General features: G+C 69.0%; 8 protein-coding genes. 6 read left to right on the top strand and 2 right to left on the bottom strand.

The features are described from left to right. Nucleotides 1–64: 64 nt before the first annotated feature. Both WA805_RS31000 and WA805_RS30995 read right to left on the bottom strand, forming a co-directional pair. Complete coding sequence (locus tag WA805_RS31000) at nucleotides 65–259, bottom strand: biotin carboxylase N-terminal domain-containing protein (protein WP_422338877.1); 195 nt, start codon at nucleotides 257–259, stop codon at nucleotides 65–67. Nucleotides 260–290: 31 nt separating this feature from the next. After that, nucleotides 291–1,979, bottom strand: a complete 1,689-nt coding sequence (locus WA805_RS30995; protein ID WP_422285376.1) for a long-chain-fatty-acid--CoA ligase — start codon at nucleotides 1,977–1,979, stop codon at nucleotides 291–293. A 90-nt stretch (nucleotides 1,980–2,069) separates the two neighbouring features. Here WA805_RS30995 and WA805_RS30990 point away from each other — a divergent pair, with 90 nt between their 5' ends. The 6 genes from WA805_RS30990 to WA805_RS30965 all read left to right on the top strand — a co-directional run. Then, nucleotides 2,070–2,840 (top strand): SDR family NAD(P)-dependent oxidoreductase, encoded by a 771-nt coding sequence (locus WA805_RS30990; protein WP_422285378.1) that lies wholly within the window; start codon nucleotides 2,070–2,072, stop codon nucleotides 2,838–2,840. A 35-nt stretch (nucleotides 2,841–2,875) separates the two neighbouring features. Continuing rightward, the gene (locus WA805_RS30985; protein WP_422285380.1) at nucleotides 2,876–3,640 is read left to right on the top strand and encodes an enoyl-CoA hydratase/isomerase family protein; all 765 of its coding nucleotides are present in this window, start codon (nucleotides 2,876–2,878) and stop codon (nucleotides 3,638–3,640) included. A 9-nt stretch (nucleotides 3,641–3,649) separates the two neighbouring features. Further along, nucleotides 3,650–4,777 carry a nitronate monooxygenase gene (locus WA805_RS30980; protein WP_425244105.1) on the top strand — a complete coding sequence of 376 codons (1,128 nt, stop codon included), beginning with the start codon at nucleotides 3,650–3,652 and terminating at the stop codon, nucleotides 4,775–4,777. A gap of 39 nt (nucleotides 4,778–4,816) precedes the next feature. After that, a complete protein-coding gene (locus tag WA805_RS30975) occupies nucleotides 4,817–6,010 on the top strand; it encodes a thiolase C-terminal domain-containing protein (RefSeq protein WP_425244104.1) in 1,194 nt (397 codons plus the stop codon). Nucleotides 6,011–6,015: 5 nt separating this feature from the next. Further along, a complete protein-coding gene (locus tag WA805_RS30970) occupies nucleotides 6,016–6,438 on the top strand; it encodes a Zn-ribbon domain-containing OB-fold protein (RefSeq protein WP_425244103.1) in 423 nt (140 codons plus the stop codon). Between the two features lie 79 nt (nucleotides 6,439–6,517). Continuing rightward, the coding region (locus WA805_RS30965) for an MmgE/PrpD family protein (protein ID WP_425244102.1) at nucleotides 6,518–6,997 on the top strand (480 nt) is incomplete at its 3' end.

Here is a 6,997-nt window from a genome sequence, read left to right as displayed (position 1 = left end):
CGCCTACATAAGCGGCACGAGCTTGCGACTCGACGGCGGAGACTATCGCGGGCTTATCTGACTCCTACCAGGGATCCAGGTACGGCTCCGGCGCTGTCCCGCGTGTCCTGGCCGCTTTCAGGCCGCTGACGATCCATGACCTGGCGCCGTCGTCTTCCGCGTGCACGAGGACGACCTCGAGTCCGATTTCCCGCGCGGTGCGCAGGATCCTTACCGCGATCTCTCCGCGGTTGGCTACCAGCACCGTTCCCTGGCTCATTACCTTGTGTTCTCGTTACCTTGTGTTCTCGTTACCTTGTGTTCTCGAGGCTGTCCTGCGGTCGCGCTGCTGGCCCGGTTATGCCGCCGGCTTCATACGTCCGCCGGAGCGCCTTCTTATCGACCTTCTCGACACTTGTCCTCGGCAGCCTCGGCACTGCCTTCCACAGCCGGGGAACCTGCCATTTAGCGATGTGCCCGGCCAGGTAGTCCTCGAGCTCGGCGAAGGCCGGCGGCGCGTCAGGATCGAGCACCACGCAGGCCAGTGGCCGCTCACCCCAGCGATCGTCCGGTACGCCGACAACCGCCGCTTCCAGGACCCCGGGGTGCCGGGACAGCAGGTCCTCGATCTGGACGGAGCTGATCCACTCGCCGCCGGACTTGATGACGTCCTTCGACCTGTCGGTGATACGGATGTAGCCCTGGCTGTCCAGCGTGCCGACGTCGCCGGTGCGCAGCCAGCCATCATGAAAGCTGCGATCAGTCGCCGCCGCCCCGAAGTACGAGCCTGTCACCCAGGGGCCGCGGACCTCCAGCTCGCCGATCGCCTCGCCGTCACTGGGCAGGACGTCGCCATTGTCGTCGCATATCCGGGCTTCGAGGCCGGGCAGGATACGGCCGGCGGCGCGGCGGTAGTACCAGTAGGCTGACGGGTCCGCCTGCTTGGGCGGCTTCGAGACCGCGGCGATCGGACCCGTCTCGGTCATGCCCCACGCCTGCTGGATGAAGACGCCGTGCTCGTTCTGGTAGTACTCCATCAGCGCCGACGGCACCGCGCTGCCGCCACACTGGACCAGGCGCAGTGACGACAGGTCCGCGCCGGTTTCTTTCGCGATCTCCATGATCCTTGTCCAGACCGTCGGCACCCCGGACGAGACGGTGGGCCGCTCTTCCACGATCAGGCTGACCAGCCGCCTGGGCTCCATCACCCGGTCGGGCAGGATCAGGTCAGCGCCGGACAGCAGCGAGGCGTAGGCGAAACCCCATCCGTTGGCGTGGAACAGGGGCGCGATGGCGAGGAGCCGGTCCGTCTCGCCGACGCCGAGCGCGTTGGTCGTGCACGTCATCAGGGCGTGCAGGAACAGTGACCGGTGGCTGTAGAGGACGCCCTTGGGCGGCCCTGTGGTCCCGCTCGTGTAGCAGAGCACTGACGCCTGGTCTTCCGCGATCTCGGGGAGCTCAGCCAGCGCCGGCGCTCGCGTCAGGACGTCGCCGTACGCGACTATCTCGCCTGGCCAGCCTGGCAGGGCGTCCGCGCCTGTGCCCGCGCCCGGGCCCGCGCTGCCTGGGCCACGGGTCACGATCACGGTCCTGACCGTCGTGGTCAGCTCCAGGACGGGAGCGAGGACGCCAAGGAGCTCGGCATCGACGATCACCACCCGGTCGCCCGCGTCATCGATGATGTAGGCGAGCTCGGCGGCGGTCAGCCGCGGGTTGAGCGTGTGGATCACGGCGCCGATGACCGGCACCCCGTAATGCACCTCGAGGTGCTCCTGGTTGTTCCACTGGAGAGTGGCCACCCGGTCTCCGGGCTGGACGCCGATGTCGAGCAGCCCGGCGGCGAGCTGGCGCACCCGCGCCGCGGTCTCGCCGAAGGTGACGACTGACCGCTCGGTCAGCGTCCGGGTGATCACGGAGCTGGCAGCATAGGGACCCGCGGCCCGGGCCAGGATCGTTGATAGACCGAGCTGAGTGCCCTGCATCGTGCTCTTCAATGTCACGCCAAGCCCCTTCGAGCAATATCGTCCGACAGTCACATCGTCTGATAAAGTCGCGTCCAGGGTCAAGGCGGGATGGCGACAGGAGAGCAAGTGACCGGCGAGCTCAGCGGGCGGGTCGCCCTCGTCACGGGTGCCGCCGGCGGCATTGGCGGGGCGGCGACCGCGCTGTTGCTCGCGGCCGGCGCGGCCGTGATCGGCGAGGATCTGCGGCCGGTAACGCCTCCGGAAGGAAGTGGCGACCGGTTCGCGGCTATCCGGGGCGACGCGGCGGACAGCGCGGTAGCCCGGCAGAGCGTCGCGACCGCGGTTGATGCCTTTGGCCGACTGGACATCCTGGTCAACGTGGCCGGGCGATTCCTGCGGGCGCCCGTCGGCGAGATCAGCGACGCCGACTGGGACTCCCTCATGGCCACCAATGTGCGCAGCGTCTTCGTGCACTGCCGGGAGGCGCTGCCGAGCCTGCTCGCGCACGGCGACGGCAGCATCGTCAACGTCGGGTCGGTCTCGGGCATCGCCGGCCAGGTCGGCCAGGCTGCCTACGGCGCCACCAAGGCCGCGGTGATCAACCTCACCAGGCAGCTCGCTATCGAGTACGCCGCGGCGGGATTGCGGGCCAACGTTGTCGCGCCTGGCACGATCGACACCACCTTCCCCCTCACCAGCCAGGACGAACTGTCACAGCAGCTGGCGACCGAGCAGGGCCGGGTCGCCTGGCGGGAACGCGTCGCCGCCGCGCACCCGATCGGCAGGGCGGGAACGGCACAGGAGGTCGCTGAGGCCGTCCTGTTCCTGGCTTCGCCCAGGTCCAGCTTCATGACCGGAGCGGTGGTGCCCGTCGACGGCGGGTACCTGGCCAGATGAGGGGACGTGAATCGATGCCCGGCGAGGAAAGTCCCGTGCTGACATCCGTCCGTGACGGCGTCGCCTGGATCACGCTCAACCGGCCCGACCGGCTGAACGCGCTCAACCGGTCGCTGATGTTCACGCTGCTGGCCGAGCTCGAGGCGCTGATGGCGGACACGGACGTCCGGGTGCTGGTTATCACCGGCGCGGGACGGGCCTTCTGCGCCGGCGGCGACGTGCACAACCTCGATGAGGTGACCGGGCAGGGGCCGATGCCGGACCGGGCCGCGCGGCTCAGGCAGGTGGCCAGGATCGCCGAGACGCTGTATGACGGCCCGAAGCCCGTGATCGCGGCCATCAACGGTGCCTGCGCCGGCGCAGGCCTGAGCATCGCGGCCGCCGCGGACTTCCGGATCGCCGCGGCTGGCGCGGTGTTCACGACCGCCTTCCTGGCCGTCGGCGTTTCCGGGGACATGGGCGCGCCGTGGAGCCTGACCCGCATCCTGGGTGCGGCCAGGGCCCGGCAGCTGTTCCTTGAGTGCGAGCGGTTCGACGCGCAGCAGGCGCTGGCCATGGGCCTCGTCGACGGTGTCGTGCCGCGGGAGGACCTGGAGGCCGAGGTAGCCAGGCGCGCGGCGCGCATCGCGGCCTGGTCGCCGCCGGCGGTCGCCGCGGTCCTGGCGAACTTCCGCGATGCCGTCGTGACAGATTTCGGGACGTTCCTTGACAGGGAAAGCCTGCGCCAGGTGCACACACAGTCCACACCCGAATCGAGGCACGCGGTCGAACGCTTCCTGGCCAGGGAGCGACGTGACTAGGAGACCTGGATGCGCACCGCGCTGACCGACATGCTTGGCGTCGACTTCCCGCTGGTCGCGTTCAGTCATTGCCGGGATGTGGTCGCCGCGGTGACGAACTCCGGCGGCTTCGGCATGCTGGGCGCGGTCCGTTTCACGCCCGATCAGCTCGACGAGGAACTGAGCTGGCTCGACGCGGTGACCCACGGCCGGCCGTACGGGGTTGACGTGCTGATTCCGACGCAGCTTGCCGGGCGTGACGAGGGACTCAGCGCCGACGAGACGGCCGCTCGCGTCCCCGCGGAGCACGTCGAGTTCGCCCGTGACCTGCTGCTGAGGTACGGCGTCATCGGCAACGGGGACAACTTCCAACTGCGGCCGGCCGCGGCCGTCCAGTATGAGGAGGAGAACGTCAAGGCACTGCTCGATGTCGCGTTCTCACATCCGGTCAAGCTGGTGGCCAGCGCGCTCGGCGTCCCGTCGCCGGAACTCGTCGCTCGCGCCAAGAGCGGTGGCGTGCCGATCGCCGCGCTGGTCGGGAAGGTGGAGCACGCCCGCAGGCAGGCGGCGGCCGGAGTCGACCTGATCGTGGCGCAGGGACACGAAGCCGGCGGGCACACCGGCGAGATCACCACGATGGTGCTCACTCCCCAGGTTGCCGACGCGGTAGCACCGATCCCGGTGCTGGCCGCCGGGGGCATCGCCGACGGGAGACAGATCGCGGCCGCGATCGCGCTGGGGGCCGCGGGGGTATGGACCGGATCGGTGTGGCTGATGACCGAAGAGTCCGAGACCGACGCCGCCGTACGCGAGAAATTCGCCGCGGCCTCGTCCGCGGACACGATGCGCTCGCGGGTGCGGACGGGGAAGCTCGCTCGACAGCTGCGCTCGTCCTGGCACGACGAGTGGGAGTCGGCGGGCAGCCCTGGCGCGCTGCCCATGCCGCTGATGGAGATGATCAGCGACAGCGCGTTCCAGAAGATCGGGCAGGCGGCCGCCGCGGGCTCGCCGGAGGCCTACAGCCTGCAGTCCTATTTCGTCGGTCAGGTCGTCGGCATGCTCGGCTCGGTGCGGCCGGCCGCCGAGGTCGTCTACGCCATGATCGAGAGCTATATCGAAGCCGTCGCGCGGCTGACTGAGATCAGCGCTGACAACTGACGGCCTGTATCGGGCCAGTGAATTCGCGAAAGGACGTCAATGACGGGTCTGCGGCCCAGAGCGGCTATCGCCGGAATATACGAGTACCCGTACCGCAATAATTCCTCCCACGGCCCGCTGGCCATCAAGGCCATCAGCGCGGTGCGGGCGCTCGAGGACGCCGGGCTGACCCTGGCCGACGTCGACGCGCTGTACGACGCCGGCGAAGCGGCTGCCCATCCGGGCCTCGAGGTCGCGGAATACCTGGGTCTCGACCCTGACATGCTGGGCACCACCGACGTCGGCGGCAGCTCCTTCGAACTGTTCGCAGCCGATGCGTACCGCGCGATCGCCGCGGGCGAGGCGAAGGTGGCGCTGCTGACCTACGGCGAGACACCGCGCAGCGGGCGCGTCGTGATTCCGCCGATGGCCGGGACGGGACGCGGGCAGCCAAGCTCGGCCGACAATATCGAGGCACCGTTCGGGCTGAATATCGTCGCCAACTACGCGCTGGTCGCCGCCCGTCACGCGTACCAGTACGGGACCACTCCCGAGCAGCTGGCCGAGATCGCCGTCACGACCCGGGCGCACGCGCAGCGGAACCCGCTGGCGATGCAGGGCCTGGCCGACGTCGGGATCAAGCACACCGGCGAGATATCGGTGGCCGACGTGGTGAACTCCCGGATGATCGCCGACCCGCTGCACATGCTCGACTGCTGCCTCGTGACCGATGGCGGCGGCGCCGTCGTGATCGTGGCCGAAGACCTGGCCGCCAGCCTGCCGAAATCGCCGGCCTGGATCCTGGGGACTGGCATGGCGGTCAGCTACCAGGGCGCGGACCGCGACATCACCGTCTCGGCCGCCGCCAGGAGCGGGCCAAAGGCGTTTCAGCGGGCCGGCGTGACGCCGGCCGATATCGACGTGGCGATGCTGTACGACTCGTTCACGATTACGACGCTCGTGCTCCTGGAGGATCTTGGCTTCTGCGCCAAGGGAGAGGGCGGCAGCTACGTCGAGGGCGGCCGCCTCCTGTTCGATCATCCTGGCGGGCCGGCGCTGAACACCGACGGCGGCGGCCTCTCCTCGAACCAGCCAGGCATGCGGGGCCTGTTCCTGCTCATCGAGGCTGTACGGCAGCTGCGCGGTGAGTCCACCGCGCAGGTCGCTGACGCGCGGCTGGCGGTCGCGCACGGCAACGGGGTACTACTTGGCACTCGCCACGTGGGCGGGACCGTGATCCTGGGAAGGGAATGACCGAAATGACAATGACGACCCGCCCCCTGCCGCGCCAGCCCGAGCCGGACTCGGAGCCTTTCTGGGCGGCCACGACCAGGCACGAGCTTCGTTACCAGCAGTGCAGGCGCTGCGGCCGCGCTGTCTTCTTCACGCGCGCCGTCTGCCCTGGATGCGGTTCCGGTGATCTTGAGCTCAAGCTCTCGCAAGGCGCGGGCACCATCTACAGCCTTACCGTCGTGCGCCGGGACGGGCAGCCGTTCTTCCGGGAACGGACCCCGTACATCTACGCGCTCGTCGATCTCGATGAGGGCTTCAGGATCGCCAGCGAGATCGTCACGCGTGACGTCGACCGGGTCGCCATCTCAGACCGGGTACAGCTCACCTGGGAGGATCATGACGAGGTCAGCATTCCGCTCTTCGAGCCGGCGGCCGAGCGGGAATCATGATCGATTTTAACGTTGACAAACGATTTTCTGGTGTTACTTTCGATTATGCGTCCTAGATCAGGCACTAGAAAGGCATGCGATGCCAGCGCCAGCTCAGTCCGGCCTGACCACGGCACTTGCCACGTGGGTCAGCGCCAAGGAAAGCGCCCTGCCAGCTGATCTCCAGCACCAGGCTCGGCGGTTGCTCCTCGACTACCTGTGTGCCGCGATAGTCGGCGCCCAGACGCCGGCCGCCCAGGCTGTTCTCGACCTCGCCAGCGAGAACTACGCGGGCGACGACGCGACGGTCATCGGCGGCGGACGGCTGAGCCCGGCCGGCGCCGCCCTGGTCAACGGGACGGCCGCGCACGGGTTCGAACTCGACGACGGCTACACCCCAGGATCGTCTCATCCCAGCGCGCCCGTCGTGTCGGCCGCGCTAGCCGCGGGGCAGGCCGTGGGCGCGGACAGCGCCCATGTCCTGCGCGCGATCGTGATCGGCGTGGAGGTGGCCGCGCGGATCGCGGCGGCAGGGCATCCGTCGACGTGGCGACGGGGCTTCCACAACACTCCGCTGGCC

It is taken from the genome of Trebonia sp., assembly GCF_049794275.1.
In the GTDB taxonomy this organism is placed as follows: Bacteria; Actinomycetota; Actinomycetes; order Streptosporangiales; family Streptosporangiaceae; genus Trebonia.
Note: the sequence above shows the minus strand (reverse complement) of the source record. Positions and strands in the feature narration are given on the sequence as shown.

What these genes read in the sequence shown, in the direction of transcription:
- WA805_RS31000 (WP_422338877.1), bottom strand. Translation starts at nt 259, where the DNA reads ATGAGCCAGGGAACGGTGCTGGTAGCCAACCGCGGAGAGATCGCGGTA.
- WA805_RS30970 (WP_425244103.1), top strand. Translation starts at nt 6,016, where the DNA reads ATGACAATGACGACCCGCCCCCTGCCGCGCCAGCCCGAGCCGGACTCG.
- WA805_RS30980 (WP_425244105.1), top strand. Translation starts at nt 3,650, where the DNA reads ATGCGCACCGCGCTGACCGACATGCTTGGCGTCGACTTCCCGCTGGTC.
- WA805_RS30975 (WP_425244104.1), top strand. Translation starts at nt 4,817, where the DNA reads ATGACGGGTCTGCGGCCCAGAGCGGCTATCGCCGGAATATACGAGTAC.